The sequence below is a fragment of the Streptomyces sp. NPDC048584 genome (assembly GCF_043199595.1).
GTDB classification, from domain to species: Bacteria; Actinomycetota; Actinomycetes; order Streptomycetales; family Streptomycetaceae; genus Streptomyces; species Streptomyces edwardsiae.
The window spans coordinates 530571-555629 of sequence record NZ_JBICWF010000002.1 but is presented as its reverse complement, the minus strand read 5'-3'; the positions used below and the strand labels follow the sequence as shown (position 1 = coordinate 555629).

Annotated in this window: 24 protein-coding genes; 10 read left to right on the top strand and 14 right to left on the bottom strand. The window is 72.0% G+C overall.

The window, feature by feature from the left end; all coding sequences use genetic code 11:
- Window positions 1–25 precede the first annotated feature (25 nt).
- Window positions 26–1525, top strand: coding sequence for an alpha/beta hydrolase (locus tag ACGFR9_RS06805; RefSeq protein WP_393203615.1), 1500 nt, complete (start codon window positions 26–28; stop codon window positions 1523–1525).
- Between the two features lie 71 nt (window positions 1526–1596).
- Here ACGFR9_RS06805 and moeZ read toward each other — a convergent pair whose 3' ends face one another.
- The 7 genes from moeZ to ACGFR9_RS06770 form a co-directional block, all read right to left on the bottom strand.
- Window positions 1597–2775: an adenylyltransferase/sulfurtransferase MoeZ gene (gene moeZ, locus ACGFR9_RS06800; RefSeq protein WP_393203613.1), complete on the bottom strand. Its 1179-nt coding sequence runs from the start codon at window positions 2773–2775 to the stop codon at window positions 1597–1599.
- A gap of 63 nt (window positions 2776–2838) precedes the next feature.
- Window positions 2839–3594 (bottom strand): spherulation-specific family 4 protein, encoded by a 756-nt coding sequence (locus ACGFR9_RS06795; RefSeq protein ID WP_393203611.1) that lies wholly within the window; start codon window positions 3592–3594, stop codon window positions 2839–2841.
- Window positions 3582–4586 (bottom strand): NAD-dependent epimerase/dehydratase family protein, encoded by a 1005-nt coding sequence (locus ACGFR9_RS06790; protein WP_393203609.1) that lies wholly within the window; start codon window positions 4584–4586, stop codon window positions 3582–3584. Before ACGFR9_RS06790 ends, ACGFR9_RS06795 begins: the two co-directional genes overlap by 13 nt.
- Window positions 4587–4872: 286 nt before the next feature.
- On the bottom strand, window positions 4873–6015 hold the full coding sequence (locus tag ACGFR9_RS06785; RefSeq protein WP_393203607.1) for a hypothetical protein: 1143 nt from the start codon (window positions 6013–6015) through the stop codon (window positions 4873–4875).
- On the bottom strand, window positions 6012–7691 hold the full coding sequence (locus tag ACGFR9_RS06780; protein ID WP_393203605.1) for a DUF3492 domain-containing protein: 1680 nt from the start codon (window positions 7689–7691) through the stop codon (window positions 6012–6014). The genes ACGFR9_RS06785 and ACGFR9_RS06780 overlap by 4 nt, the downstream gene beginning before the upstream one ends.
- Window positions 7692–7863: 172 nt before the next feature.
- Window positions 7864–9444, bottom strand: a complete 1581-nt coding sequence (locus tag ACGFR9_RS06775; protein WP_393203603.1) for a DUF3152 domain-containing protein — start codon at window positions 9442–9444, stop codon at window positions 7864–7866.
- Window positions 9445–9452: 8 nt separating this feature from the next.
- Window positions 9453–10508 (bottom strand): alpha/beta fold hydrolase, encoded by a 1056-nt coding sequence (locus ACGFR9_RS06770; RefSeq protein WP_393203601.1) that lies wholly within the window; start codon window positions 10506–10508, stop codon window positions 9453–9455.
- Between the two features lie 268 nt (window positions 10509–10776).
- Between ACGFR9_RS06770 and ACGFR9_RS06765 the strand changes: the two genes are divergently transcribed.
- From ACGFR9_RS06765 to ACGFR9_RS06750, 4 genes are all read left to right on the top strand, one after another.
- Window positions 10777–11004, top strand: coding sequence for a hypothetical protein (locus ACGFR9_RS06765; RefSeq protein WP_393203599.1), 228 nt, complete (start codon window positions 10777–10779; stop codon window positions 11002–11004).
- A 211-nt stretch (window positions 11005–11215) separates the two neighbouring features.
- On the top strand, window positions 11216–11860 hold the full coding sequence (locus tag ACGFR9_RS06760; RefSeq protein ID WP_030220059.1) for a TetR/AcrR family transcriptional regulator: 645 nt from the start codon (window positions 11216–11218) through the stop codon (window positions 11858–11860).
- Window positions 11861–12002: 142 nt separating this feature from the next.
- Window positions 12003–12230 carry a DUF3107 domain-containing protein gene (locus ACGFR9_RS06755; RefSeq protein WP_030220063.1) on the top strand — a complete coding sequence of 76 codons (228 nt, stop codon included), beginning with the start codon at window positions 12003–12005 and terminating at the stop codon, window positions 12228–12230.
- Window positions 12231–12388: 158 nt separating this feature from the next.
- Entirely contained in the window at window positions 12389–12655 is a 267-nt protein-coding gene (locus ACGFR9_RS06750; RefSeq protein ID WP_393203597.1) for a hypothetical protein, read from the top strand.
- Window positions 12656–12901: 246 nt separating this feature from the next.
- Here the strand turns inward: ACGFR9_RS06750 and ACGFR9_RS06745 are convergent, their stop codons facing one another.
- Window positions 12902–13639, bottom strand: a complete 738-nt coding sequence (locus tag ACGFR9_RS06745; RefSeq protein ID WP_393203595.1) for a ferritin-like fold-containing protein — start codon at window positions 13637–13639, stop codon at window positions 12902–12904.
- Between the two features lie 480 nt (window positions 13640–14119).
- On the opposite strand from ACGFR9_RS06745, the gene ACGFR9_RS06740 reads away from it, so the two are divergent.
- Window positions 14120–16519 (top strand): DEAD/DEAH box helicase, encoded by a 2400-nt coding sequence (locus ACGFR9_RS06740; protein WP_393203593.1) that lies wholly within the window; start codon window positions 14120–14122, stop codon window positions 16517–16519.
- A gap of 79 nt (window positions 16520–16598) precedes the next feature.
- Window positions 16599–17450, top strand: coding sequence for an alpha/beta fold hydrolase (locus ACGFR9_RS06735; protein WP_393203591.1), 852 nt, complete (start codon window positions 16599–16601; stop codon window positions 17448–17450).
- A 32-nt stretch (window positions 17451–17482) separates the two neighbouring features.
- On the opposite strand, the gene ACGFR9_RS06730 is transcribed toward ACGFR9_RS06735, so the two are convergent.
- Complete coding sequence (locus ACGFR9_RS06730; protein WP_393204017.1) at window positions 17483–18385, bottom strand: NYN domain-containing protein; 903 nt, start codon at window positions 18383–18385, stop codon at window positions 17483–17485.
- Window positions 18386–18602: 217 nt separating this feature from the next.
- Between ACGFR9_RS06730 and ACGFR9_RS06725 the strand changes: the two genes are divergently transcribed.
- Window positions 18603–18755 carry a hypothetical protein gene (locus ACGFR9_RS06725; protein ID WP_106982064.1) on the top strand — a complete coding sequence of 51 codons (153 nt, stop codon included), beginning with the start codon at window positions 18603–18605 and terminating at the stop codon, window positions 18753–18755.
- A 104-nt stretch (window positions 18756–18859) separates the two neighbouring features.
- On the opposite strand, the gene ACGFR9_RS06720 is transcribed toward ACGFR9_RS06725, so the two are convergent.
- The 4 genes from ACGFR9_RS06720 to ACGFR9_RS06705 form a co-directional block, all read right to left on the bottom strand.
- Window positions 18860–19465: a MarC family protein gene (locus ACGFR9_RS06720; RefSeq protein ID WP_030220086.1), complete on the bottom strand. Its 606-nt coding sequence runs from the start codon at window positions 19463–19465 to the stop codon at window positions 18860–18862.
- 51 nt (window positions 19466–19516) lie between these two features.
- A complete protein-coding gene (locus ACGFR9_RS06715; protein ID WP_393203589.1) occupies window positions 19517–20374 on the bottom strand; it encodes a PHP domain-containing protein in 858 nt (285 codons plus the stop codon).
- A gap of 259 nt (window positions 20375–20633) precedes the next feature.
- Complete coding sequence (locus tag ACGFR9_RS06710) at window positions 20634–21278, bottom strand: DUF6758 family protein (RefSeq protein WP_393203587.1); 645 nt, start codon at window positions 21276–21278, stop codon at window positions 20634–20636.
- Between the two features lie 111 nt (window positions 21279–21389).
- The gene (locus tag ACGFR9_RS06705; protein WP_393203585.1) at window positions 21390–21974 is read right to left on the bottom strand and encodes a suppressor of fused domain protein; all 585 of its coding nucleotides are present in this window, start codon (window positions 21972–21974) and stop codon (window positions 21390–21392) included.
- A 495-nt stretch (window positions 21975–22469) separates the two neighbouring features.
- Here ACGFR9_RS06705 and ACGFR9_RS06700 point away from each other — a divergent pair, with 495 nt between their 5' ends.
- A complete protein-coding gene (locus tag ACGFR9_RS06700; protein WP_393203583.1) occupies window positions 22470–23591 on the top strand; it encodes a magnesium and cobalt transport protein CorA in 1122 nt (373 codons plus the stop codon).
- 23 nt (window positions 23592–23614) lie between these two features.
- A complete protein-coding gene (locus tag ACGFR9_RS06695; protein WP_393203581.1) occupies window positions 23615–24130 on the top strand; it encodes a hypothetical protein in 516 nt (171 codons plus the stop codon).
- Here the strand turns inward: ACGFR9_RS06695 and ACGFR9_RS06690 are convergent.
- Window positions 24127–24879 carry a hypothetical protein gene (locus ACGFR9_RS06690; protein WP_393203579.1) on the bottom strand — a complete coding sequence of 251 codons (753 nt, stop codon included), beginning with the start codon at window positions 24877–24879 and terminating at the stop codon, window positions 24127–24129. The two genes, ACGFR9_RS06695 and ACGFR9_RS06690, sit on opposite strands and share 4 nt — an antisense overlap.
- Between the last annotated feature and the right edge of the window lie 180 nt (window positions 24880–25059).

Sequence of the window (25059 nt, the reverse complement as noted above, 5' to 3'; positions counted from 1 at the left end):
CGGCCAGCGAGGGGGGAATTGACGCATGACCCGTTTCACACGGTGGACGGCCCTGACGGTCGCCGCCGCGCTCCTGACCGCCGGCTGCGGCGGCGGTTCACCGGACGGCGACTCCGGCGACGACGGCAAGAACGGTGAGAACGGCGGGACGGCGCTCGACTGGGAGCGCTGCAAGGCGACCGAAGACGCCCCCGCGCCGGGCGAGGACTGGCAGTGCGCCACGCTCCAGGTGCCGCTGGACTGGTCGAAGCCGGAAGGCTCCACGATCGGGCTCGCCCTGATCCGGGCCAAGGCCACGGGCGACGACCGCCTCGGCTCACTGCTGTTCAACTTCGGCGGCCCCGGCGGCTCGGGCGTGGACATGATGCCGTCCTACGACGCCACGGCCGCCAAGCTGCGCGAGCGCTACGACCTGGTGAGCTGGGACCCGCGCGGCGTGGCGGCCAGCGAGGGCGTCCGCTGCCGCGACGACGAGGACATCCGGGCCGCCGAGTCGTCGGTGGACGGCACCCCGGACACCCCGGCGGAGGAACAGGCGTTCCTCCAGGACGCCGTCGGCTTCGGCAAGGGCTGTGCGGACGCGGCCGGGAAGCTGATGGCCCATGTCTCGACCACCGACACCGCTCGCGACATGGACCGCATCCGGCAGGTCCTCGGCGACGACCGGCTGAACTACTTCGGCATCTCCTACGGCACCGAACTCGGCGGTGTCTACGCCCATCTGTTCCCGAAGAAGGTGGGCCGGATGACGCTCGACGCGGTGGTCGACCCGACCGCCGACACCGTGGGCCACGCCAAGAACCAGACCCGGGGCTTCCAGACAGCCCTGGACAACTATCTGAAGTCCACCGGGCGGGACCCCGGACAGGGTTCACGGGAGATCGCGGAGCTGCTGGAGCGGATCGACTCCGAGCCGCTGCCGACGTCGTCGTCCGGGCGCGAGCTGACGCAGACGCTGGCCCTGACCGGCATCGTCCTGCCGCTGTACAGCAAGACCAGCTGGCCCGTGCTGACCAGCGCGCTGAAGGCAGCGGAGGAGGGCGACGGCACGGAGCTGCTGGCGCTGGCCGACGGCTACAACGAACGCGACGAGTCGGGGCACTACGGCACGACGGGCCACTCACAGCGGGTCATATCGTGCCTGGACGACAAGCAGCGGCCGACCCTGGAGGAGACGAAGAGGCTGCTGCCCGAGTTCGCGGAGATCTCGCCCGTGTTCGGGTCCTTCCTCGGCTGGGACACGGCAGGCTGGTGCCACGACTGGCCGGTCCCCGGCCAGTTCGACACGCCGGAGGTGAGCGCCCCGGGCGCGGCGCCGGTCCTGGTCGTGGGCAACACCGGCGACCCGGCGACGCCGTACGAGGGCGCGCGGAAGATGGCGGACGAGCTGGGCGTGGGCGTGCTGCTCACCTGGAAGGGCGAGGGCCATGGCGCGTACGGCAGTGGAAGCGACTGCGTCGACTCCACGGTGAACGCGTATCTGCTGGACGGCACGGTGCCGAAGGACGGCAAGGTCTGCTCCTGACGACCGCGGGGGCTCCGCGCACTCGTGGTGCCCGGAGCCCCCGCGTCGGCCCGTGGTCGTGCCGGGTTCGGTCAGTAGACCGGCTTCTCCGGCTCGATCTGGTTGACCCAGCCGATCACGCCGCCGCCCACGTGGACGGCGTCGGCGAAGCCCGCGGACTTCAGGACGGCCAGGACTTCCGCACTGCGGACGCCCGTCTTGCAGTTCAAGACGATCTTCTTGTCCTGCGGCAGGCTCTCCAGGGCGTTGCCCATGAGGAACTCGTTCTTGGGGATCAGGCGGGCACCCGGGATGGACACGATCTCGAACTCGTTCGGCTCGCGGACGTCGATGAGTTCGATGCTCTCGCCCTCGTCGATCCACTCCTTGAGCTGCTTGGGGGTGATCGTGGAGTCGACGGCCGCCGCCTGCGCCTCCTCGGACACGACGCCGCAGAAGGCCTCGTAGTCGATGAGCTCGGTGACGGTCGGGTTGTCGCCGCAGATCGCGCAGTCGGGGTCCTTGCGGACCTTGACCTGGCGGTACTGCATCTCCAGGGCGTCGTAGATCATGAGCCGGCCGACCAGCGGCTCGCCGATGCCGGCGAGGAGCTTGATCGCCTCGTTGGCCTGGATGGAGCCGATGGACGCACACAGCACGCCCAGGACGCCGCCCTCGGCGCAGGAGGGGACCATGCCGGGGGGCGGGGGCTCCGGGTAGAGGCAGCGGTAGCAGGGGCCGTGCTCGGACCAGAAGACCGACGCCTGGCCGTCGAAGCGGTAGATCGAGCCCCACACGTACGGCTTGTTCAGCAGCACGCAGGCGTCGTTGACCAGGTAGCGGGTGGCGAAGTTGTCCGTGCCGTCGACGATCAGGTCGTACTGGCTGAAGATGTCCTTCACGTTGTCGGCTTCGAGCCGCTCCTCGTGCAGGACCACGTTCACGTACGGGTTGATGCCCTTGATCGTGTCCCGCGCGGACTCGGCCTTGGGGCGGCCGATGTCGGACTGGCTGTGGATGACCTGGCGCTGCAGGTTCGACTCGTCGACCTCGTCGAACTCCACGATGCCGAGCGTGCCCACGCCCGCCGCGGCCATGTACATCAGACCGGGCGAGCCCAGGCCGCCGGCGCCCACAAAGAGCACCTTGGCGTTCTTCAGCCGCTTCTGCCCGTCCATGCCCACATCGGGGATGATCAGGTGGCGGGAGTACCGGCGGACCTCGTCTACGGTGAGCTCGGGGGCCGGCTCGACCAGGGGTGGCAACGACACGGGGACTCCGTTGGTCGGACGATCACTACGGTTGTTCTCCGCTTAACAGTGCCATGGCCTTTTTCATTCCGAGACACCTGTTCCGATCCGCGAGACGATGTCGTCCCAGTAGCCGGGCAGCGGTTCCCACGGGGCTGTGCGGGCCCGGTGGTTCCTGTCGTGGGTGTGGTCCGTGAAGTAGATCGTCGCGGCACCGTGCCAGCGGGCGATGCGCAGGGCCTCGTCGAGGTGCGGGCGAGGCACGCCGTGTACGAAGTGGCAGAAGCGTTCGGGCGGGTGGTCGGCGGTCCATTCCGCCGTCTGCGAGAAGCGGTAGTCGCTCCACGGGCCGGAGAAGGTGACCAGCTGGTCGGCGTGTTCGGCGTATCCGGGGTACGGATGGGTGCCGTGGCCGAGGACGATGTGGGCGTCGTGGAGGGCCCGGAGTGTGGTGACGGTGCTCCGGACCTCGGGGAGTGCGGCGCGGTCGGCGGGACAGCGGTCCAGGAGGAAGCCGTCGACCTGGTACCAGTCGATGAAGCGGTGGGCGTCCGCGATCACCTCGGCGAAGGTGCGCAGGCCGTAGGCGGTGTCGAGGCGGCCGAGGACGCGGACACCGGTGTTGCGGAGGCGGCCGGCCGCTTCGAGGCAGTGCGGGTCGGGCCGGCTGCCGGGGCCGTCGGCCACATCGAGGACGACCCAGTGCAGAGGGGTGCCGGGGCGGGTGAGTTCGTTCCACTCGGCCGGGGCGACGAGGGGGTGGGCGAGGCCGGGGACACCGACGCCGGTGCGGACGCCGGTGATGGCGGTGCCGGGTTTGACGCTGGTCAGATACGGCATGCCGCCTCCATCCAGATGTCGGCGAGGGACTCCTCGAGATTGATCCGGGGGCGCCAGCCGAGGCGGTCGCGCGCGGTGCGGACGTCGGCCTGCTGCCAGCTGCCGCAGCCGTCGGGGTACGGGAAGGCGACGGGAGCGGTACCGGGGTGGTGGTCGGAGTCCTGGCGGGGGTGCCCGATCGTGGCGCGGAGGGTGGGGGCGGGGTGGGAGGCGGCGTGGGGTGCGTGCGGGTGCGGAGGGCCGTCCAGTTCGTTGAGGGCGCCGCCGTAGCCGGCCACTCGGGCGAGGATTCCGGCGGCGTCGCGGAGGCGGACGGCCCGTCCCGAGCCGATGTTGATGACGCCCTGCGCTGCGGAGAGGGAGGCGGCGTGGACGGCGCGGGCGACGTCGCGTACGTCGACGAAGTCCCGCTGTGCGCCGAGACCGCCGAGTTTCAGTTCGGCGTCGCCGGACTGCATGGCGCGGCGCATCGCCTCGGCGAGGCGGCCGAGAGGGGAGCCGGCGGGGGTACCGGGGCCGACGGGTGAGAAGACCCGCAGGACCACGGCGTCCAGGCCGGAACCGAGGACGAGCTCGGTGGCGGCGAGTTTGCTGACGCCGTACGGGCCGCCGGGGCGGGGGACGGCGTCCTCCGCGGTGGACGAGCCGGGCTGGCTGGGCCCGTATTCGGAGCCGCAGCCGATCTGTACGAGCCGTGCGCCGCAGCCGCTGCGGCGGAGGGCCTCGCAGACGGTGGCGACGGCGACGGTGTTGTGGCGGGTGAGTTCGCGGGCGCCGCCTCGGGTGGTTCCCGCGCAGTTCACGACTACGCCGGGGTGCACGGCGTCAAGGAAGCGGGTGAGGGCGCCGGGGCTGCCGGTGGCGAGGTCGAAGCGGACGTCGGCGTCGTCGCCTCGGCCCAGGGCGGTGAGCTGGACCGCGGGGTCGGCGAGGAGGCGGTCGGCTACGAAGCGGCCGAGGTAGCCATTGGCTCCGATCAGGAGGACTCTCATCGGGCGGCTCCTTCGGCGTCCGGGGTGGTCATTGCGGGGTTCTCCTTCGTGTGCGGGCTTGTGGCGCGAGCGCCTGATGTCGGGGGCGGGGCCGGGTCGTCGGTGACCGCGGCCCGGCGTTCGCGGGGCGCCCCCTCGTGAGGGTGGGCCGGGAGGTGTTGCGCAGCCCGGCGACAACGGGGAGCCGTCGCGCCCGCGCCGCCCCAGCAGCACGACTGCCCGCGGAGAGCGGAGAGCGGAGGACAGAGGGCGGCTGCGCGTAGGGGTAGGGGTAGGGGTGTGGGTCTCACCGGGGTGGTTCCGGGGGGATGTGGGTTGAGGCTTGGGGGAGTTTGCGGGTGGTGTGGATCAGGAGAAGCAGGGACGCTGCTCCGCAGGTGAGGGTGGGGAGGGCGGCTGGGCTCCAGTAGGTGCTCAGGGTCTGGAGCGGGGTGGCCAGGGCGTCGCAGCCGGGGAGGCGGGCCGTGAAGAGTGTGGCCAGGGCCGTCAGCTGGGCGGCGGCGGTGAGGGTGAGGATCACCTTCGGGGCGTGGGCGAAGCCGTGGATCGTGAGGAGGCGGGCCAGGAACAGGAGGCCGCCCAGGGCGAGCGTCGAGGGGAGGGCGAGGGGCTCGTCGAGCAGCGCGGAGGTCGCCGTGACCAGTACGGCCACCGCCCCCAGGAACAGGGCGAACAGGGCGATGAGCAGGGGCCGTACGGATGCCGCGAAGTCCTCCAGGCCACGGCTCGACTCCAGCCTGCGGCGGACCCGGGCGGCGAGGATGTGGGCCGTCCAGGCGGCGGGGGCGCAGGACAGGGCGAGCGCCACGACCGGGGCGACGGTGAGGGGCCAGTCCCCCGCCGCCGTGCCGTCGGGCAGGCCGTCGGGGCCGCCGGTGATCGCCGTACGGAGCAGGCCGTCGCCCAGCAGGGTGTAGGCGATGAGCCAGCAGGTCCAGGACGCCGCCGAGGAGTGGGCCGGGATCTCGGTCCGGGCGCTCAGCGGGCCTCGGCGCAGGGCCGCGTGCAGGGCGAGGGTGACGGCGAGGACGCCGCCCGCCGCCGTGTAGACACGGGCCTCGCCGTGGGTGAGGCGCAGGGCGACGGCCGACGCGGCGCAGAGAGCGCCGGGAAGGCCGGGAAGGAGGACAAGGAGGACGAGGACGGTCCGGGCGGCGCCGGTCCGGGGGGTCGTCGTGGCCGGGGCGGGCCTGGGGGCGGCGTCGTCGCGGGACACGCGGGCGTAGAGCTCCTCGGCGAGGGAGAACACGTCGCGGTGGCGGAAGCGGGCCGCGGTGCGGTCGGTGATGCCGTGGGCCTCCAGGCCCGCCGCGATCTCCAGCGGGTCCACCGCCTGTTCGCACAGGTCGCGGTGCCGGTGCAGCAGCGCCTTGACCGGGTCCGCCGCGCCGGGCCGAGTGCTGTGGTGCAGTGCGCCGAGGTCGTTCATCGGGCTGTCTCCGTCGCGGGTACCGGGGTGTCCATGGCCGCCCACCCGGGGACGGCGCGCGGGGTGGGGTCGGTCCAGTGACCGGGCACGTGGGCCTCGGCGGGTGTGGCGAAGGGCAGGGGGTCGCCGGTGCCGTCGAGGAGGAGCCGGCGGACCGGGGTCCGGGCGACGATCTCCAGGTAGATGCCGCGGAAGGCGGAGACGTTCTGCTCGACGGTGAACAGCTCGAGTGCGCGGGCGCGCGCGGCGGCACCGAGGCGTGCACGGCGCTCGGGGTCGCGCAGCAGGGAGACGCACGCCTCGGCGAGCGCCCGCGGATTGCGCGGCGGTACGACGAGACCGGTGCCGCCGATGGCCTCCACGACGGCGCCGACGTCCGTGGAGACCGTCGCGCGAGCGCAGAACATGGCCTCGACGAGGCCGGCCGGGAAGCCCTCGACGACGCTGGACAGGACGGTCACCGCGCCGGAGGCGTACGCGTCGGCGGTGGTGTCCAGGCCCGGGCCGCCGAGTTCCTCGAAGGACACCGGGTTCGCACCCACGGAGTGCGGGCCGTCGGCCTCGTCCGGGAAAAGCTGGGCGGCCAGTGCCCTGCAGTGGCCGAGGTAGGCGGCGCCCTCCGGATCCGAGGGGCTGCCGACGATCCGCAGCCGGGTCCCGGGTTCCTCCTTGCGGATCTCCGCGAAGGCGTGCAGCAGGGAGACCAGGTCCTTGGCGGGCTCCACCCGGCCGACCCAGACGAGGGTGTGCGGGTCCGCGCGCCCCGGGGACTCCCCGGCCTCGGCGAAGGGCGCGGCGTCCATGCCGGGGTACACCGTGCGCAGCTTCTCCCGGTCGGCGCCGCAGCGCTCCTGCCAGCGGCGGGCGTGGGTGTTGCCCGGTGTGACGAACGCGGCCCGGCGGTAGGTCTCGGCGGCGAGCCTGCCGTGGAAGGCGGCGAGCAGGGAGCGGACCGCGGGGGAGGCGTCGGGGCGGGTGAGGTAGTGCGTGCGCAGGCGTACGCCGTATTCGGTGACGAGGAGGGGGATGCCGAAGAAGTGATGGGCGAGCAGGCCCGGAAGGGCGGTCAGCCCGCCGGCGGTGGCGTGGCACAGGTCCACCGCGCCGAGTCCGTCCTCCTCGTACCAGTCGAGCGAGAGGGGGCGCAGGGCGCGCTCCAGATGCGCGGCGACGGACAGCAGATCCGGCACGCGCGCCTCACGCGCGGCGCGCTGGGCACCCGGCGTACGACAGGCGCGCTCCAGGGCGCGTACGGCCGTCTCGGAGCGGAGTGCGGCCACCAGACCGCCTTCGTCGCGGGCGAGTTCGGCGAGGCCCCGCAGAGCGGTGGCGAAACGGTCCGCCTGGGACGTCGCGGGCCGGGTGCCGGGGATGGTGGGGCCCGTCGCGGCGCAGAGAACGGCGGCGAGTTCGCCGTAGTGCTCCGCGAAGCGCCGGCGTGCGCGGCGGCCGTACACCACACCGTCGTCCTCGGCGGTCCACAGTGGGGCGGTGTGGACCCTGCTCACCTGGGGAGGCAGTGGGACCCAGCCCGCGTCCTCCTGGGCCTCGTCGCCGCTGAACGCGTAGACGTCGAACTCGTGCCGGTCCAGTCCGCGTACCAAGCGGTCGCACCAAAGCCCGCCCTCACCGCCCACGTACGGATAGCCACCCTCCGTAAGCAGTCCGATGCGCACGTGTGCACCCCCGATCTCCCGTGTGGGGAGCCGCCGTTGGTCCGACGGCTCACATCGGTACGAACGTATGCGGACAAGGGGGTGGCGTGATGGACGGTTGTCCATCACACCACCAGAAGGGGTGAACGCGCGTGACTTTCCCGCGCGGGGCGCGTTTCGCCGCGCTAGGCGATCAGCTCTCGGGGTACGCCCATGGGTTCGGGCGGCAGGTGATTCCGTCGTGGTCGAGGAACTTGGTCTGCTGCTGCATGACCGGGGCCAGGTCACCGTCCTTGTCGCAGGTGACGTGGTTGAACCCCAGGCGGTGGCCGATCTCGTGGTTGATCAGCATCTGGCGGTAGGCGTGGATCTCGTCGCCGTAGGTCTCCGATCCGCGCGCCCAGCGGTCCGCGTTGATCATCACGCGTTCGGTGGCCGCCGAGTCGCAGGAGACGTTGTCCTCGGTGGTGTCCAGGCCGGACTTGGCGCACCACTCGGCGGTGGTGTCCGCGCTGGCCAGGGTGATGACGAAATCGGGCTGTCCGGAGTGGATGCGCTCGAAGGCGCGCGCGCCGTTGTGCGCCCAGCTGCGGTTGTCGTTGAGCGTCTTCTGGACCGCCTCGGCGAAGAGCGCGCCGTCGAGGTCCAGTCCCTGTTCCACATCCACCCGGTAGGTGATCTTCTCGCCCTTGCCCGGCGCCTTGGCGATGCCGGGGATGGCGTCGAACTTCCCCGTGCCGCCGCGCGCGGCGCTGACGGGATACGTCCTGTCCATCTTCTGCGCGTACGTCAGGGGCGCGGCGCCCGGCGCGGACGGTGTCTCGCGGTCGTCCCCGCGCGAGGCGGAGTCCCGTACGTCGCGTGCCTGGTCGCCGGTGGACTGTGCCTGTACGTCGGTGCCCCCGCGTTCGTCGGCGACCTGGCCGGCGACGACGACGGCCAGCACGGTGGTGACGGCGGCGGCAGCGATCCCGGTGAAGGCGCGCCCCTTGCCGCCCTTGGCCGGCGCGGGCTCGCCCATCGGCGGCGTGTCGTCGCCGTCCCGGTCGGAGGGGATGCCGGTGGACGGGGCGCCGCTCCAGTCGGTGACGGCGGTGCGGGGGTCCGGGGCGGCGGGAGTGCGGGGGGAGAAGAGGTCCGTGTCCTCGCCGAAGGCGTCGACGTAGTCCTGGCGCGGTGCTCCGGGGGGCGCCTGCCGCTGTCGCGGGAGGGGCGCGGTCGGGCCCGCCGGCGTGCCGTACCCGGGCCGGCCGGCCGTACGACCGTCCAACGTCCCCCAGCCGCCCCCGGGTTCCCGCTGCTCGGGATGCCCGCCACGGGCCCGGGGTACGCCGTGCGCCGGGGTTCCGTCGGGCAGCCGGGGAACACCACGCGCGGGAGTCCCGTCCGCGTACCGGGGAACACCACGCGCGGGAGTCCCGTCCGCGTACCGGGGAACACCACGCGCGGGAGTCCCGTCCGGAAGCCGTGGGAAGCCGTGCGCCGGGGTTCCGTCCGGAAGCCGGCCGTCGGGGAGGCGGGGGACGCCGTGGGCGGGAGTCCCGTCCGGGTGACGCTGCACTCCGCCCGCGGGAGTCCCGTACCCCCCGTCGCCGTGTACCGGCGGGGGCCCGTACCCCTGGGGCGGCCGCTGCTGCTGCGGCGGGAGCCCGCTCGTCCGCTGCGGCGGCCTGCCGGCCTGCGCGGATCCCGACGAGCCGCCCGGTGCCGGACGGCCGCTCTTGTCCGCGCTGTCGCCCTTCGGGGCGGGTCCGCGGCGGCTGTGGCGTCCCACGTCGCGCCTCAGCCCCTCAAGTTCTCGGCGGTGGTCCCCCCACCGGTACCGGCGGGCGGACCCGGAGCGCCCTGCGCGCCCGGCACACCAGTATCCCCCTCAACCACCGATTCCGTTGCATCCGCGAGGAGTTCACGGAACGCGAGGGCCACCGTCCCGGGGTACTCCATCATCGCGACGTGTCCCGCGTCCGGGAGTGTCACCAGCCGGCAGTCCCGGAAGGCGCGCGCCGAACGCTGGGCCATGCGGAAGCCGACGAGCTGGTCCCGGCCGCCGTAGACGAGCAGGGTCGGCGCGAGCACGCGCTCGGCCTGGCGCCACAGTCCCTGCTGGCCCCCCAGGACGTACGCGCTGACGAGCCCCCGCGCGGAGCGTGCCATCGCGTCCCAGAAGTACGGCAGCCGCAGCCGCCGTTCCATCTCCTGCACGGCATGGCGGAACCCTTCCGGCGTCACCCGCGCGGGGTCCCCGTAACAGAGCTGCATGACGCCCCGGACGCGCTGTTCCGCCGTCCACTCCCGGGTGATCCGGGTGAACAGCGGGGCGATGCCGGGCACCGCGAGCAGTCCGGTGGGGACGGCGGTGCGCTGCACCCGCAGTTCCGGCAGGGCCGGTGACACCAGCGTGAGGGTGCGGACGAGATCGGGCCGTACGGCTGCGACACGGGTGGTGATCGCGCCGCCGAGCGAGTTGCCGAAGAGGTGCACCGGGCCGCGGCCGGTCGCGTCGAGATAGCGGATCACCGCGCGTGCGTGCGCGGTGATGGAGTAGTCGCCGTCGTCGGGCGGCGGGGAGTCGCCGAACCCCGGCAGATCGACGGCCTCGCTGTCGACGACGTCGTCCAGCAGCGGCATCAGCGCCGACCAGTTCAGCGAGGAACCGCCGAGCCCGTGGACATAGAGGGCGGGTGGCAGGCCCTCCCGCGCGGGTGGCCGCGACCGCACCGACAGCGTGACCCCGGGCAGCTCCACCGAGCCGAGCCGCTCACCCTCCGCGACCCTGACCGGCGCCACTCTGGGGAGCACTGTTGCGGGCGGCACGGGCGGCAGCTCGGTCGAAGACATGCGGCAATGTTACGAGACGATCACGTACGGGTTCATGTGTTCGCCGTCACAAGGCGTCACGGGGCGGGGTTGCTCAGGCGCGGGTTCCTCCGGTGCAGCGCTCCCGAGGCGCGTGCCCCGCAGGAGCGGGCTCCGGCGTGCGCTCCCCCGTCACCTTCCGGTCGCGGATCGCATGGCGTCCACATCGGGTGTCTCCTAGGCTCGTAGACAGGGCACCCGTACAGAGCCCCTGCATGCTCCGGGGGCGTTCGCAGGAAGGGAGCCCAGCATGGCCGTGGATCCGACCGACCCCGAGACGTTCGCGGAGGACGAGGACGTACACGAGGGCGAGGAATACGATGTCGAGGCGCCCCGGGTCGATACGGCCGAGCAGCGCGCGGAGGTGCGGCCGGACCGCGACGACCCGCTGACGGAAGCCGACCCGGACCGCGCCAACGAGGCGGACCTGGCGGAACAGGCCCGGATCGTCTCCCTCGACGAGGACGACTACCGGTGACGGACGCGCAGGCCGGGACGTCGTGGAGCGATGTCACCGAGCCGTGAGGAGGGCGCTTCTTGCCCGCTCTGACATCTTTTGAAACCGTCCGTATGGCTTTCGCCGCCGTCCGGTCCGTGAAATTCTGCGCTCTCACCGCGCACACCACGGTTACCGAAAAGTACGATGGCGGCGCGGCTCACACCGCACGAGGACGACAATGGGAGGCGGCGTGACAGCCATCGAGCAGACAGACGCGGTACGCCCGAGGGGTACACGCCTGCCGCGCCGGGCCCGGCGGAACCAGCTGCTGGGCGCCGCCCAGGAGGTTTTCGTCGCACAGGGCTATCACTCGGCCGCGATGGACGACATCGCCGAGCGCGCGGGCGTCAGCAAGCCGGTGCTCTACCAGCACTTCCCGGGCAAGCTCGATCTGTATCTCGCGCTGCTGGACCAGCACTGCGAGGCCCTGATCCAGTCGGTGCGGCACGCTCTGGCGTCGACGACGGACAACAAGCAGCGCGTCCGGGCCACCATGGACGCCTACTTCACGTACGTGGAGGACGACGGCGGCGCGTTCCGTCTGGTCTTCGAGTCGGACCTGACGAACGAGCCGGCCGTTCGGGAGCGCGTCGACAAGGTGACCAACGACTGCGCGGAGGCGATCTGCGATGTGATCGCCGAGGACACGGGCCTGTCGCGGGCGGAGTCGATGCTGCTCGCCTCGGGGCTCGGCGGCCTCGCCCAGGTGGTGGCGCGGTCCTGGCTGCACAGCGACCGCAGCGTCCCGCGCGATCAGGCGGTGCAGCTGCTGGCCTCGCTGGCCTGGCGCGGTATCGCCGGTTTCCCGCTGCACGGCAACGAACAGCACCACTGATCCGTCGGCGGCTGTTTGTTCCCGTCGGCTGTTCGCTTCTGGCGTGGAGGGGACGCAACGTGTACGTCCCTTCACCGGGCTAATGTGTGCTGGTACGGCGCGGAAGGTCGCGCACTTCACTGACCGTCGGAGGGACATAGCCGTGGAGGTCAAGATCGGCGTGCAGCACGCGCCCCGCGAGATCGTTCTGGAGAGCGGTCAGAGCGCGGAGGAGGTCGAGCGCGTGGTGGCCGAGGCGCTGGCCGGGAAGTCGCAGCTGCTGAGCCTCGTGGACGAGCACGGCCGCAAGATCCTGGTCCCGGCCGACCGTCTCGCCTACATCGAGATCGGCGAGCCGGCCCCGCGCAAGGTGGGCTTCGGCGCGCTGTAGCGAAGACCGGATGTCGAAGGGCCCGGCGGTGTCGTACCGCCGGGCCCTTCGCGTGTTCACGGACGGCGCACAGATCGTCCACAGGGGGGATTGGATTCCGCAGGTCAGGGGTAAGACGGGGTACGACCGACATGGCCGGCCACATTGGGAGGGACCCCGTGCTCCTGGAAGCGTTCAGCTCCGCGATCGTCGGCCTGGTTCTGGCTTGGGTGGCCGTGCGTCGGCTGCCGCATCGGTTGCCCGCGCGGGTGCTGGTGGTGCCTACGGGGGTGGCGGGGGCCCTGTTCGGGGCGTTTCTGGTGAATACGGCGGTGGATGCGGGGAGCCTGGCGGCGGTGCTGGTGGGGGCCGCGGTGGTGTCCGTGGCGTCTCTGTCCTTGCTGGTGCGGCCGGCGGGGAGGCTGGGGCGGTCCGCTACCGCGTGAGCGGTCGTCGTCGGCAGGGTTGCCTTGGCTGCAACCCGTCATGCGGCGTCCCTGTGGTCGCGCGGCCCTCGGTGCTTGGGGGGCGGCTTGGTTTTTCGCCCCCGCCGCCCCTTCCCGTCCCGTCCCTGGGGGCACTGCCCCCAGACCCCCGTTCGCGCCCACGCGGCGGAGCCGCACATCGGTACAGCCCCGCGCCCCTTGAGCGCCGCGCCTCTTGAGCCTCGCGCCCCTTGAGCCTCGCGCCCTTTATGCCGCCAGGCCCAGGGCTGCCATGCGCTTCGTGTGGGCCTCTGTGATGCGGGAGAACATCCTGCCCACCTCGGCCAGGTCGAAGCCGTCTGCCACGCCGCCCACGAGCATCGTCGACAGGGCGTCCCGGTCGGCCACGACGCGTTGGGACTGGGAGAGGGCCTCGCCCATCAGGCGGCGGGCCCACAGGGCGAGGCGGCCGCCCACTCGGGGCTCCGCGTCGATCGCCGCGCGGACCTTCTCGACGGCGAAACCGCCGTGGCCCGTGTCGTCGAGGACGGCCAGCACCAGGGCGCGGGTGTCGGCGTCCAGGCGGGCCGCGACCTCCCGGTAGAAGTCACTGGCGATGGAGTCGCCGACGTACGCCTTGACCAGCCCCTCCAGCCAGTCGGAGGGCGCCGTCTGCTTGTGGAAGCCGTCGTACGCGGCGACGAACGGGTCCATCGCGAGCGTCGGCTCCTCGCCGATCTCGGCGAGCCGGTCGCGCAGCCGCTCGAAGTGGTGGAACTCGGCCGACGCCATCTTCGCCAGCTCCGCCTTGTCCGCCAGCGTGGGCGCCAGTTTGGCGTCCTCCGCGAGCCGCTCGAACGCCGCCAGCTCCCCGTACGCGAGCGCGCCGAGCAGATCCACGACGGCGGCGCGGTACTGGGGATCGGCGGACGCCGCCGACCAGTCCGTGGCGGCGACGCCGGTGTGTCCGGTGGAGGCGTTGTCAGGCGTGTCAGAGCTCGTCATGGAGCGCACAATAGCCCGCCCGTCAGGCCCCGGAAGGCCCTGTCCGATCAGTGTGACGACGACTACGTGACCGAATCGGCCATGGCGTGTGCGCCAATCCGGGGTATGGTGGTAATGCGCCTGCTGAGCACTCTGACGTTCTCGACGGGCCGCATGTATGAGGATGCCCGGTCGTAAGCCCGATCGGCTCCGACCCGACAGCCCTCCCTGCCGTACGCCACGCGGCGTACGGATTCCGGAGGGGGACCCTCAGCGGTACGAGCGCTCGAGCGTCGGCAGTGGTCCCGTGTCCTATGGCATGGCCCATCTGGCAGCCGACGTCCCCGGCACGGTCCCTACTCGACCCCCGCGCTCGCCTCGCACCGCGTACACAGAAGAGGCAGCACCCTGACTACGACGTTCCGAGAGCTCGGGATCCTCCCCGAGACCGCCGAGGCCCTGGAGGCCGTCGGCATCATCACCGCCTTCCCCATCCAGGAGATGACGCTCCCCGTGGCCCTGTCGGGCACGGACGTCATCGGCCAGGCCAAGACCGGCACCGGAAAGACGCTCGGCTTCGGCCTTCCGCTCCTCGAGCGCGTCACCGTCCCCGCCGACGTCGAGGCGGGACGCGCGAAGCCCGAGGACCTCACCGACGCGCCGCAGGCGCTGGTCGTCGTCCCCACCCGTGAGCTGTGCACGCAGGTCACCAACGACCTGCTCACCGCCGGCAAGGTGCGCAATGTGCGCGTCACCGCGATCTACGGCGGCCGGGCCTACGAGCCGCAGGTCGAGGCGCTGCGGAAGGGCGTCGACGTGGTCGTCGGCACCCCGGGCCGGCTGCTCGACCTCGCCGGGCAGAAGAAGCTCGACCTCAAGCACGTGAAGGCCCTCGTCCTCGACGAGGCCGACGAGATGCTCGACCTGGGCTTCCTGCCCGACGTCGAGAAGATCATCAACTTCCTTCCCGCCAGGCGCCAGACCATGCTGTTCTCGGCCACCATGCCGGGCGCGGTGATCGGTCTGGCCCGGCGTTACATGTCGCAGCCGACGCACATCAACGCCACGTCCCCCGACGACGAGGGCGCGACGGTCGCGAACACCACGCAGTTCATCTACCGCGCGCACAACATGGACAAGCCCGAGCTGGTCGCGCGGATACTGCAGTCCGACGGCCGGGGCCTGGCCATGGTCTTCTGCCGCACCAAGCGCACCGCCGCCGACCTCGCCGACCAGCTCAAGCAGCGCGGCTTCGCCTCCGGCGCGGTCCACGGCGACCTCGGCCAGGGCGCCCGTGAGCAGGCGCTGCGCGCGTTCCGCAACGGCAAGGTGGACGTGCTCGTCTGCACCGACGTCGCCGCCCGCGGCATCGACGTCGAAGGCGTGACGCACGTCATCAACTACCAGTCCCCCGAGGACGAGAAGACGTATCTGCACCGCATCGGCCGCACCGGCCGCGCGGGTGCGAAGGGTACGGCGATCACGCTGGTCGACTGGGACGACATCCCGCGCTGGCAGCTGATCAACAAGGCGCTGGACCTGGGCTTCGGCGACCCGCCGGAGACGTACTCCACCTCCCCGCACCTGTTCTCCGACCTCGGTATCCCCGAGGGCACCAAGGGCGTCCTGCCGCGCTCGGAGCGTACGCGCGCCGGGCTGGACGCGGAGGAGCTCGAGGACCTGGGCGAGCCGGGCGGACGTGGTGGACCGCGTGGGCGCGGTGGCCGGGGCGGGCGCGACGCCTCCCGTTCCGCGGAGCGGGAGACCTCGACGCGTACGCCGCGCCGTCGTCGCCGTACGCGGGGTGGCGCCACGCCGGACGAGGCCGCGCAGCAGCCCGTGAGCCCGGCCGCCGAAGGCGCCGGCGAGGCGGAGACCGACACGGCCGCCGCCCGCACCCCGCGCCGCCGTCGCCGTATGCGCGGCGGAGTGCCGGCCGGTGCACCGGCCGTGGTGGAGGCGGCGGAGACCGCCGTCGACACGGCGGAAGGCACGGCGGAGCGCGCCGCGGTGGACGCCCCCGAGACGGCGTCCGAGACGTCCGACAAGCCGCGCCGCCGCCGTACGCGCAAGGGCGCTGCGGACACGGCGCCGGTGACGCCGGTCGCCGAGGAGACGACGGTGGTCGCCGAGGCCCCCGTCATCACGGAGCCCGAGGCCCCGGTCGCCGAGCCGCGTCGCCGCCGCACCCGCAAGGCCACGGAGACCGCGCAGCCGGTGGAGACGGCGGAAGTGGCAGCGGTGGACACGGTGGAGGAGGCCGTCGAGGCCAAGCCCCGCCGCACCCGCAAGACCGCGGCCGCCAAGAAGGCCGAAGCCGCCGTCGACACCGCCGAAGGCAGCACCGGTCAGGTCGAGGCGACGGAGCCCAAGCCCCGCCGCACCCGGAAGACGGCCACCGCGAAGAAGGCCGACGAAGCCGCCGCCGAGGAGACCGTCGAGGCCAAGCCGCGCCGTACGCGCAAGACGGCGGCGGCCGTCAAGGCCGAAGCCGCGGTGGACACCGTCGAAGGCACCGAGGTGGCCGAGAGCGTCGAGGCCAAGCCTCGCCGCACCCGCAAGACCGCGGCCACCAAGAAGGCCGAAGCCGCCGTCGACACCGCCGAGGCCGCGCCCCGTCGCCGGACGCGCAAGGTCGCCGAGGCGGAGCCGGAAGCGGCTCTCGCCGTCGGGATCCCGGCGCAGACCGCCCAGGAGGCCGAGGCCAAGCCGCGCCGTACGCGGAAGACCGCGGTCAAGAAGACCGAGGTCACCGCAGAGATCCCCGCGCAGGTCGCGGAGGAGGCCAAGCCGAAGGTCCGCCGTACCCGCAAGGCGGCGGTCGCCGCCGAGCCGGAGACGGAGACGAAGCCCCGCCGCACCCGGAAGACGGCAGCCGCCGCGGAGTCCGCGGAGGGCTGACGCGCCAAACCGCCGACGGCCCGGTCCCCACCCGTGGGGGCCGGGCCGTCGGCGTCCGCGCACCCGCTACCCTCACCCCGTGACCCCCTCCTCCCCCTCCACTCGACTCCGCACCTCACGCGGGGAGTTCGCCGTCGTGGACGTGCCGGCAACCGCCCCCGGCGCGGCGAAAGGGGTCGCGCTGCTGCTGCCCGGATACACCGGCAGCAAGGAGGACTTCGCGCTGCTGCACGCGCCGCTCGCCGCACGCGGCTACCGCACCGTCGCCGTGGACGGACGCGGCCAGTACGAGTCGGACGGCCCCGAGCACGACGAAGCCGCCTACACGCAGGGCGTGTTGGCGCGGGACGTGCTCGCACAGGCGCACGCGATCGGGGCGCCCGTGCACCTCGTCGGGCACTCCCTCGGCGGCCAGATCGCCCGTGCCGCCGCCCTCCTCGACCACTTCCCCTTCCGCTCGCTCACGCTCGTCTCCTCCGGCCCCGCACGGATCTCCGACTCCCAGGAGCAGCGCGTGAAGCTGCTGCGGGACGCGCTCGCGGTGCTGTCGATGGCGGAGTGCTGGGAGGCGGTCCTGGCCATGGGCCCGCCGGAGGAGGTGGGCGGTCCGGCACGGGGGCTCGGCGGACACGAGCATCTGCGCCGCCGCTGGTTGGGCACCAGGCCCGCGCAACTGCTCGCCACCGGACGCCAGTTGTGCACGGAGCCCGACCGGGTCGCCGAACTGGCCGCCGTCCCGCTGCCGTTCCACGTGCTCTCGGGAGAGCGCGACGACACCTGGCCGGTACCGGACCTCGACGGGATGGCCCGGCGCCTGAAGGCACACCGCACCGTCGTCGAAGGCGCCGAGCACTCCCCCAACGCCGACCGCCCCGGGCCCACCGCCCACGCCCTCGCCGACTTCTGGGACGGACTCGCGGCAACCCCATGAGGGTCTGTCCGGCGGATCCTGCCGGACAGGCCCTAGTACTGCGCCTGCAAGTGGTCCCAGAATCCGTCCCGCAGGGCGCGCCGCAGGTCGGCCTGGCCGCGCAGGGAGTACTGCAGCAGCCCCTCCGCCTCCACCAGCAGGTCCTGGTCGACGGAGCCGGGCAGATAGGGATGGCCGGGCAGCAGTTCCACCAGCGTGTCCCGGCCCCGCGCCACCAGCCACTTCGCGGCGATCTGCGCGCCGACGAACCGTACGTCCTCGCGGGTGGGCCGGCCCGACGCGGGTTCGTACGGCGGCGCCGTGCGCCGGGAGACGTACGGCTTGAAGAAGTCCAGGTCGAGGGTGCGCTGGCTGTCGACCTCCCAGAGCAGCGGCTCCGCCTGGTTGCGGCCCTCGGGTGCCTCGATGCCCCAGAGGTGGACCCGGGCGCCGTACCCCTGGGCCGCCTCGACCGCCGAGACCAGGTCCTCGTCGCCGCCGAGCAGGGCCGCGTCGCTGATGGCGCGGTGCCGGGCCAGTGACTCCAGATCGGTGCGGATCAGGGAGTCGACACCCTTCTGCTGGTTGTTGGCGTTGAGGTTGCCGAGGCGGACCTTGACGTCGGGGAGTTCGGCGATGGTCTGCTGCTCGGCGGTGTGGATGCGGCGCCTGGCGCCGTCGTACCAGTAGACCCGCAGCAGCCTGCTGTCCGCGAAGATGGTGCGGGCGCGGTCGATGAGCGCGTCGATGAGTCCCTCGGCGTCGAGGTCGAAGGCCCGGCGGTCCTCCGTCCCGGCCACGAGGCGCCCCGCGGCGGCGTACAGATAGCCCGCGTCGACGAAGATGGCGTGCGTCGAGGGCGTCTTCGCCACCTCGGCGAGCATGCGCTGGAGCAGCTCGTTCGTGCGGTCGATACGGGCTTGCAGGGCCGTGAGGTCTTCGTTCATCGCCTCCATTCTCCCGTTGGTCACGCTACGAACACAACCGGTCCCGGTCGGTCTCCTTCGAAACCCTTACTGCTCAGTATTTAGTCGATCGAAAAATTTCCTTAGCGTAGGGAATGATTGCTTCCCGCATCCCGTTGGAATCGATGGAACACGGGCCCGAGAGGCCGGTGCGCCACCCACCGAGTAGTTCTCCTCAGGAGGATGACCAGACGAAGGGAGAAGCCCCTTGCGCTTCGAAATCATGCGACTCGACGACGTCGACGGCACACCCGTGGACTCGACCGTCGTAGACGCCGCCTCCGTCAACCGCATCGTTCAGCAGGCAGCCGCCATCGGACAGCGCCTGTGGATCCGCCCGGCCGACACACCGGCCTCATAACGCGCGGCACGCGGGACGCCGGCCACACGGGCCGGCCTCGGAGCCGCGTACGCCCCGGAGCCCCCGTACCGCCATCGGTACGGGGGCTCCGCGCACGTATGGGGTCAGCCGGCCCGGATCACCTGGGTCACGCCGTTGATGATCTGCTGCACGGCGATCGCGGAGAGCATCATGCCCGCCAGGCGTGTCACCAGGACCACGCCGCCGTCCTTGATGACCCGGATGATCAGCAGCGAGTACCGCATCACCAGCCACAGCACCACATGGATGGCGAGGATCGCCGACCACACCGAGAGCTGCCCGCCGACACCGTCGGCCTTCTGCACGGCGAGGATGACCGACACGATGGCGCCGGGCCCGGCCAGCAGCGGCATGCCCAGCGGGACCAGCGCGACGTTGACGTCCTTGGTCTGCTGGGGCTCGTCGGTCTTGCCGGTGAGCAGGTCCAGCGCGATCAGCAGGAGCAGCAGCCCGCCCGCGATCATCAGGGCGGGCACCGACACATGCAGATAGGCGAGGATCTGGTGGCCGAGCAGGCCGAACACGGTGATCACACCACCGGCCACACAGACGGCCTGGAAGGCCATCCGCTTCTGCATCTTGGCGGGCCGGCCCGCGGTCAGGGCGAGGAAGATGGGCGTGATCCCAGGGGGATCCATGATGACAAAAAGGGTCAGGAAGAGAGAGCCGAAGACGGCGACGTCGAGCATGACTGCCTTGCTGGAGGTACGGAGGGGAAGGGGCGGCGCGGAGTTCGGGCCTCAGGCCCCGCCGGCCCCCGGGACCGGGAACGCGCCGGTCGCGCGCCGCGTGATCTCGCCGTACACCTCGGGGTCCGTCAGGAACTCGCCGAGGACGCAGGTCTTCCGGCTGCCGTGGTAGTCGCTGGAGCCGGTCGTCAGGAGCCCCAGCTCCTTCGCCAGGCCGCGCAGCCTCGCCCGGGTGTCGGGGTCGTGGTCCATGTGGTCGACCTCGATGCCGTCGAGCCCGGCCACGGCCAGTTCGGCGATCGCGGACTCCGGCACGGTCCTGCCGCGCTTGCTCGCGGCGGGGTGGGCGAAGACGGCGACGCCGCCCGCGTTCCTGACCAGCCGCAGCGCCTCGAAGGGGTCGGTCTCGTGCTTCGGCATGTGCGCCCGGCCGCCGTCGGCCAGCCACTGCGGGGTGAAGGCGTCGTTCACCGTCGGTACGACGCCCAGCTCGACGAGCGCGCTGGCGATGTGCGGGCGGCCCACCGAACCGTCGCCCGCGATCCGGGCGACCTGCTCCCAGGTGATGGGTACGCCCAGCTCGTTCAGCCTGGCGATCATGCCCTGGGCGCGCGGGACCCGGTCGTCCCGGACCAGCTCGCGCTCGGCGAGGAACGCGGGCTCCGCCGGGTCGAAGAGGTAGGCCAGCATGTGCATGCTGATGCCGTAGAGCCGGCAGGAGAGTTCCGCCCCGGTGACCAGGGTGAGCCCCGCCGGGAGCGCGGAGAGCGCCTCGGCGTGCCCGCGGGTGGTGTCGTGGTCGGTCAGGGCGACGACGTCGAGACCGGCGGCGGCCGCCTTGCGGACCAGCTCGGCCGGGGTGTCCGTGCCGTCGGACGCGGTGGAGTGGGTGTGCAGATCGATACGCACGACGCATGACTCCAAGCGGTGACGGACGGACGGGGACGCTTCAGGATAACCGGATTCCCGGACACCTCTTGTCACACCCGAACCCACCGTGCGCCCCCTACCGTGGCCAGGGCCTGTCCGGCGGATCGAGTCGGACGAACCCCGGCAGGGCAGCCGCGCAGTGCCGGCGACCGACGACGCGGCCGGGGCACCTCCCGCCCGTCAGGCGGTGGGGCGCGTGCCGGACCCCGCGACCCCGGCACGACCCGCCGGGCAGGCCCTAGGGGGTCTCCAGCAGACGTGGGGACAGTGCTCCGCAGGGCACCAGTTCCACCTCGGCGCCGGCGTCCCGCAGGTCGGTGAGGACCAGTTCGTCGTACATCAGCAGCCCGGACTGCTCGGGCCACACCACCGCCCACAGCCACATACCGAGCGCCTCGCCGGCGAAGACCGCGCGGTCGTCCGGTGTCTTGGCGACATGCCAGAGCGGGGTCGGCCGGCCCGCCGCGAGCACCTTGGCCTGCGGCGGCTTCTCGACGTTCATGTACGGTCCCGGGTCCGGGGCGTCGAGGCCCGCGTACCGCGCGCCGAGGCCCACGCCGAGTTCCTCGGCGACCAGGATCAGCTCGCCCATGCCGCCGAGCGGTCCGGGCCCGGTGCACGCGACGGCGGTCGCCCGGCCCCCGCTGCGGTCGTCACCCGCGCAGGCCACACCGGTGAACAGCCAGCCCACCGGCAGCGGCCACGGCATCCACACCGGCACCTTCGTGCGGTGCACGACGACTTCGAGGGCCTCGACGCTCGGCGGTATCACGGGCTGCACCGGGTGCACCGTGCCGTGCACAGCGCACTGCCAGGCATCCGAGAAGAGGCCGGGAGCCCTGACCCGGCCACCGCACTTCGGGCAACTGGGTTCGCCCCTCATAGGGCCCCACGGTCCTACCCGCACCGCGCCACGTCAAGGACGATCACCCGCCCGGCGCACCTGTCCGCCGAAGTCACGGCCCCACGGGGCGGCGACTTCCGGCCATGGACGTCAGTCCAGCGGGACCGGCCGCCGGGACGGATCCCGTAGATCCGTCCCCTGGTTCAGCCAGCGTTCCTGGAGGGCCTGGGCGCCGTGCACCCGCTTCCAGGCGGCCTCGTTCGGGGTCATCGGCAGCAGCGGCAGGAACCGTACGGGATCGCGGGGTTCGTCGAGCTCCAGGTCCTCCACCAGTCCGCCCGGCTCGGCGACCAGCACCGAGGTGAACGGGGCACCGGGCCACAGCGGTTCCCCCACGTCGAGCGAGGCGCCGGGGGCCACGACCACGCCCTCGACCTGCGGGGAGGCGGCGAGTACGGCGAGCGGGCGCAGCACCTTGTCGGTGTCGGCCCCGCCGGCCCGGACGGAGAGCAGCAGCTCGACACGGGGGCCCTCGACCGGGTCCGCGATCACCGACGTGGGGTCGGCCATGGGCTGCGCCGACATACCGAGGGTGGCGTAGCGCACGATGTCGCCCTCGTGGAAGCGCAGTACCTCGATGCGGTCGGTGCCGAGGAAGGTGACCGCCGCGCGGGCGTCCGGTTCGCCCAGCGCCGTGAGCAACCGGGCCTCGACCAGAGGAAGAACATCAGCCATGCGGCGAGCATAGAACTCGTCAGCGGCGGGCAAAGCGGAGCCTTGACACGGCAGTCGGCTGATACGCTTGGCCGGTGGTTCGGGCAGCACGCAGAAGCGTCCGGTCGTCCCGAACACTGTAAGGACCCCTGTTCAAAGGGGTTGATCCCTTGAAGGGATCGTGGATCGTCCCTCACGAGGGACCGACCGGAGGAGGTGGGGCTGGCATGGACCGAAGTCGACCGTGCAGTAGCACCCGCTCTTCCGCCCGCTGAGGCAGCTGCTCCTGTCTGGCTCCCGCCTTTCGTCCGCGCGTCTTCATCGGAAGAGCACTTTGTTTCGTTCCGCCTGATCTGCCCCAGTAGCTGTATCAGCGACGAACCTCGCCACCGCGACGGTGCGGTGCTCCCCGCTTTGTGGACGTGCCAAACATCCGCAGTCCAGGACGTCCTCATTCCGGGTTGTTCCATCCGTCGTACCGGCGCCTTTCGTTGCCTGTCCGCGAAGGAGCCCGCCATGTCGATGATCCGCGACCTGCGCGCCGTGGTCCGTCCCTCCTCCCGCATCCCGCTGCGCAAGGAGAGTGGCCCGTACGACACCACCCGCGACCCCGCGACGACCACCGCGGTCGTCGACTGCGCCGTCTACCGTGGCGGCCGCCGCCTCCCGTCCGAGGGCGGCCCGCTCACCCCGCACGAGGCGATGCGGCTGGTGCGCCGCGACGGAGGCTTCGTGTGGATCGGTCTGCACGAGCCTAACGAGGCCGAATTCGCCGGGATCGCCCGGGAGTTCGGGCTGCACCCGCTGGCCGTGGAGGATGCCGTCCAGGCCCATCAGCGGCCCAAGCTGGAGCGCTACGACGACTCGTTGTTCACGGTGTTCAAGACCGTCCACTACATCGACCACGACCGGCTCTCCTCCACCAGCGAGCTCGTCGAGACCGGCGAGGTCATGTGCTTCACCGGCCGGGACTTCTTCATCACCGTCCGGCACGGCGGACAGGGCTCCCTGCGGGCCCTGCGGCACCGGCTCCAGGACGACCCCGAGCTGCTGGCCAAAGGCCCCTCGGCGGTACTGCACGCCATCGCGGACCATGTGGTGGACGGCTACATCGCGGTGGCCGACGCGGTGCAGGACGACATCGACGAGGTCGAGACGGAGGTCTTCTCGCCGGGCCGCAAGGGCACCCCGCGCGGTACGGACGCCGGGCAGATCTACCAACTCAAGCGTGAGGTACTGGAGTTCAAGCGGGCCGTGGCACCGCTGCTGCGCCCGATGCAGCTGCTGAGCGAGCGGCCGATGCGGCTGGTCGACCCGGAGATCCAGAAGTACTTCCGGGATGTCGCCGACCATCTGGCGCGGGTGCAGGAGCAGGTCATCGGCTTCGACGAACTGCTGAACTCCATCCTCCAGGCCAACCTCGCGCAGGCCTCCGTGGCGCAGAACGAGGACATGCGGAAGATCACCTCGTGGGCCGCCATCATCGCCGTACCGACCATGGTGTGCGGGGTGTACGGGATGAACTTCGACCACATGCCCGAGACCCACTGGAGGTACGGCTATCCGCTGGTCCTCAGCATCACCGTGGGCATGTGCCTGGGCATCCACCGGACACTGAAGCGCAACGGCTGGCTCTGAGGGTCCCTGGATAGGCTGGACCCATGACAAGTGCGCTGCTCGACCGGGCCCTCATCGAGGAGGCCACGAAGAAGTCCGGCCTCGTCTGGGTCAGGGGGCCCGGCGCGGCGGCCCGCGCGCTGTGGCACGTGTGGCACGAGGGCGCCGCGTGCGTGATCGGCGACGGGCCCGGCGAGCAGCCGCTGCCGGGGCTGGCCGACGGCGCGTCCGCCGAGGTCACGGTCCGCAGCAAGGACAAGGGCGGCCGGCTGGTCTCCTGGACCGCGCGGGTCGTCGAGCTGCCGTCCGGCTCCGAGCGGTGGACGGCGACGGTGGCCGAACTGAAGGGCAAGCGGCTCAACGCACCCGACGGCGAGGCGATGACCGGCCGCTGGGCCCGCGAGTGCCGCGTCCTGCGTCTGGAGCCGACCGGGACGACCGCCCCGCTCCCCGACGACTCCCTGGCCGAGGCTCCCCTGCCCACCCCGGCCACGACCCGGCACCCCGTCCCGGCGGGCCTGCCCCGGCTGCTGTTCAAGAGGAAGAAGCGGCGGGGCTAGGACGTCGGGAGCTGCCGGCCGTAGTCCAGGGTCTCGTCCTCGGCCGGCTTCTTCAGGTCGAAGTCGGTGCCCCAGTCGGAGAAGGTGAGGGTGCCCGCCTTGCCGGCGCGTACCAGCCGGACCGGGTACGGCCGGCCCTCGAGCGAGACGTCCAGGGTGCCGCCGGAGCCGTCGTCGCCGGTGACGCGGATGGTGCGGACGCCCGACTGCTCGTGGTGGCCGTCCGTGGCCAGCTTGCCGTGCAGGGTCAGCAGACCGTCGAGGAGAACGTTCTTCTCCGTGAAGCCGATGAACTTCTTGTACGAGGGGTCGGCTTGCGGCACCTTCACATACTTCTCGGCGAGCTTGCCGGCCGCCGCCGCGTCCGTCCTGCCGTCGGACTCGTCGTCCGCGTGACCCCAGAACTCGGCCCCGGCCTTCAGATACAGCTCGTCGTCGACGCGCAGCAGGCGGAACGTCTCCCCCTTGGCACTGAGCGAGCCGACACCGCCCTGCTCCTTCAGCCGCATGTCCAGCGTGTAGGTACGCTCGCCGGCGACCACGGTGCCGTGCAGCCGTACGGTGCCGGCCGATGCGGCGGCCTTCTGGGCTCTGCCCTGGATCTCGTCGGCGGACAGTCTGCCGACGCCGTTGGTGCCCTCGTTCGGATCCTCGGAGCATCCCGTGAGCGCCGTTCCCGTCACGAGCAGTGCGCACACGGCGCCGGCCAGCGTGGCCCTGCGGGAACGGCCCTGGGAGATCGGAATCACAGGTGGGCTGCCTCTCTGACGGGGGACCTGAACGGCGTACCGCAGAGTACCGGGGCCGGGAGACCCGAGCGGAGCCAGTCCGTCCGGACCGGCCACCGACGCACGGATGATCGGTACGGGCTAGCCTGAAGCCCACCCGAGCGGGCAATCCGAACAACAGACGCAGCAGGCGGTACACGG

Bases quoted from the DNA above. Each gene is read 5' to 3' on its own strand.
- ACGFR9_RS06805 (WP_393203615.1), top strand. From the start codon at position 26: ATGACCCGTTTCACACGGTGGACGGCCCTGACGGTCGCCGCCGCGCTC.
- ACGFR9_RS06785 (WP_393203607.1), bottom strand. From the start codon at position 6,015: ATGAACGACCTCGGCGCACTGCACCACAGCACTCGGCCCGGCGCGGCG.
- ACGFR9_RS06710 (WP_393203587.1), bottom strand. From the start codon at position 21,278: ATGAGGGGCGAACCCAGTTGCCCGAAGTGCGGTGGCCGGGTCAGGGCT.
- ACGFR9_RS06705 (WP_393203585.1), bottom strand. From the start codon at position 21,974: ATGGCTGATGTTCTTCCTCTGGTCGAGGCCCGGTTGCTCACGGCGCTG.
- ACGFR9_RS06720 (WP_030220086.1), bottom strand. From the start codon at position 19,465: ATGCTCGACGTCGCCGTCTTCGGCTCTCTCTTCCTGACCCTTTTTGTC.
- ACGFR9_RS06695 (WP_393203581.1), top strand. From the start codon at position 23,615: ATGACAAGTGCGCTGCTCGACCGGGCCCTCATCGAGGAGGCCACGAAG.
- ACGFR9_RS06765 (WP_393203599.1), top strand. From the start codon at position 10,777: ATGGCCGTGGATCCGACCGACCCCGAGACGTTCGCGGAGGACGAGGAC.
- ACGFR9_RS06700 (WP_393203583.1), top strand. From the start codon at position 22,470: ATGTCGATGATCCGCGACCTGCGCGCCGTGGTCCGTCCCTCCTCCCGC.
- ACGFR9_RS06770 (WP_393203601.1), bottom strand. From the start codon at position 10,508: ATGTCTTCGACCGAGCTGCCGCCCGTGCCGCCCGCAACAGTGCTCCCC.
- ACGFR9_RS06730 (WP_393204017.1), bottom strand. From the start codon at position 18,385: ATGGAGGCGATGAACGAAGACCTCACGGCCCTGCAAGCCCGTATCGAC.
- ACGFR9_RS06740 (WP_393203593.1), top strand. From the start codon at position 14,120: ATGACGCTCCCCGTGGCCCTGTCGGGCACGGACGTCATCGGCCAGGCC.
- ACGFR9_RS06795 (WP_393203611.1), bottom strand. From the start codon at position 3,594: ATGCCGTATCTGACCAGCGTCAAACCCGGCACCGCCATCACCGGCGTC.
- ACGFR9_RS06745 (WP_393203595.1), bottom strand. From the start codon at position 13,639: ATGACGAGCTCTGACACGCCTGACAACGCCTCCACCGGACACACCGGC.
- ACGFR9_RS06790 (WP_393203609.1), bottom strand. From the start codon at position 4,586: ATGAGAGTCCTCCTGATCGGAGCCAATGGCTACCTCGGCCGCTTCGTA.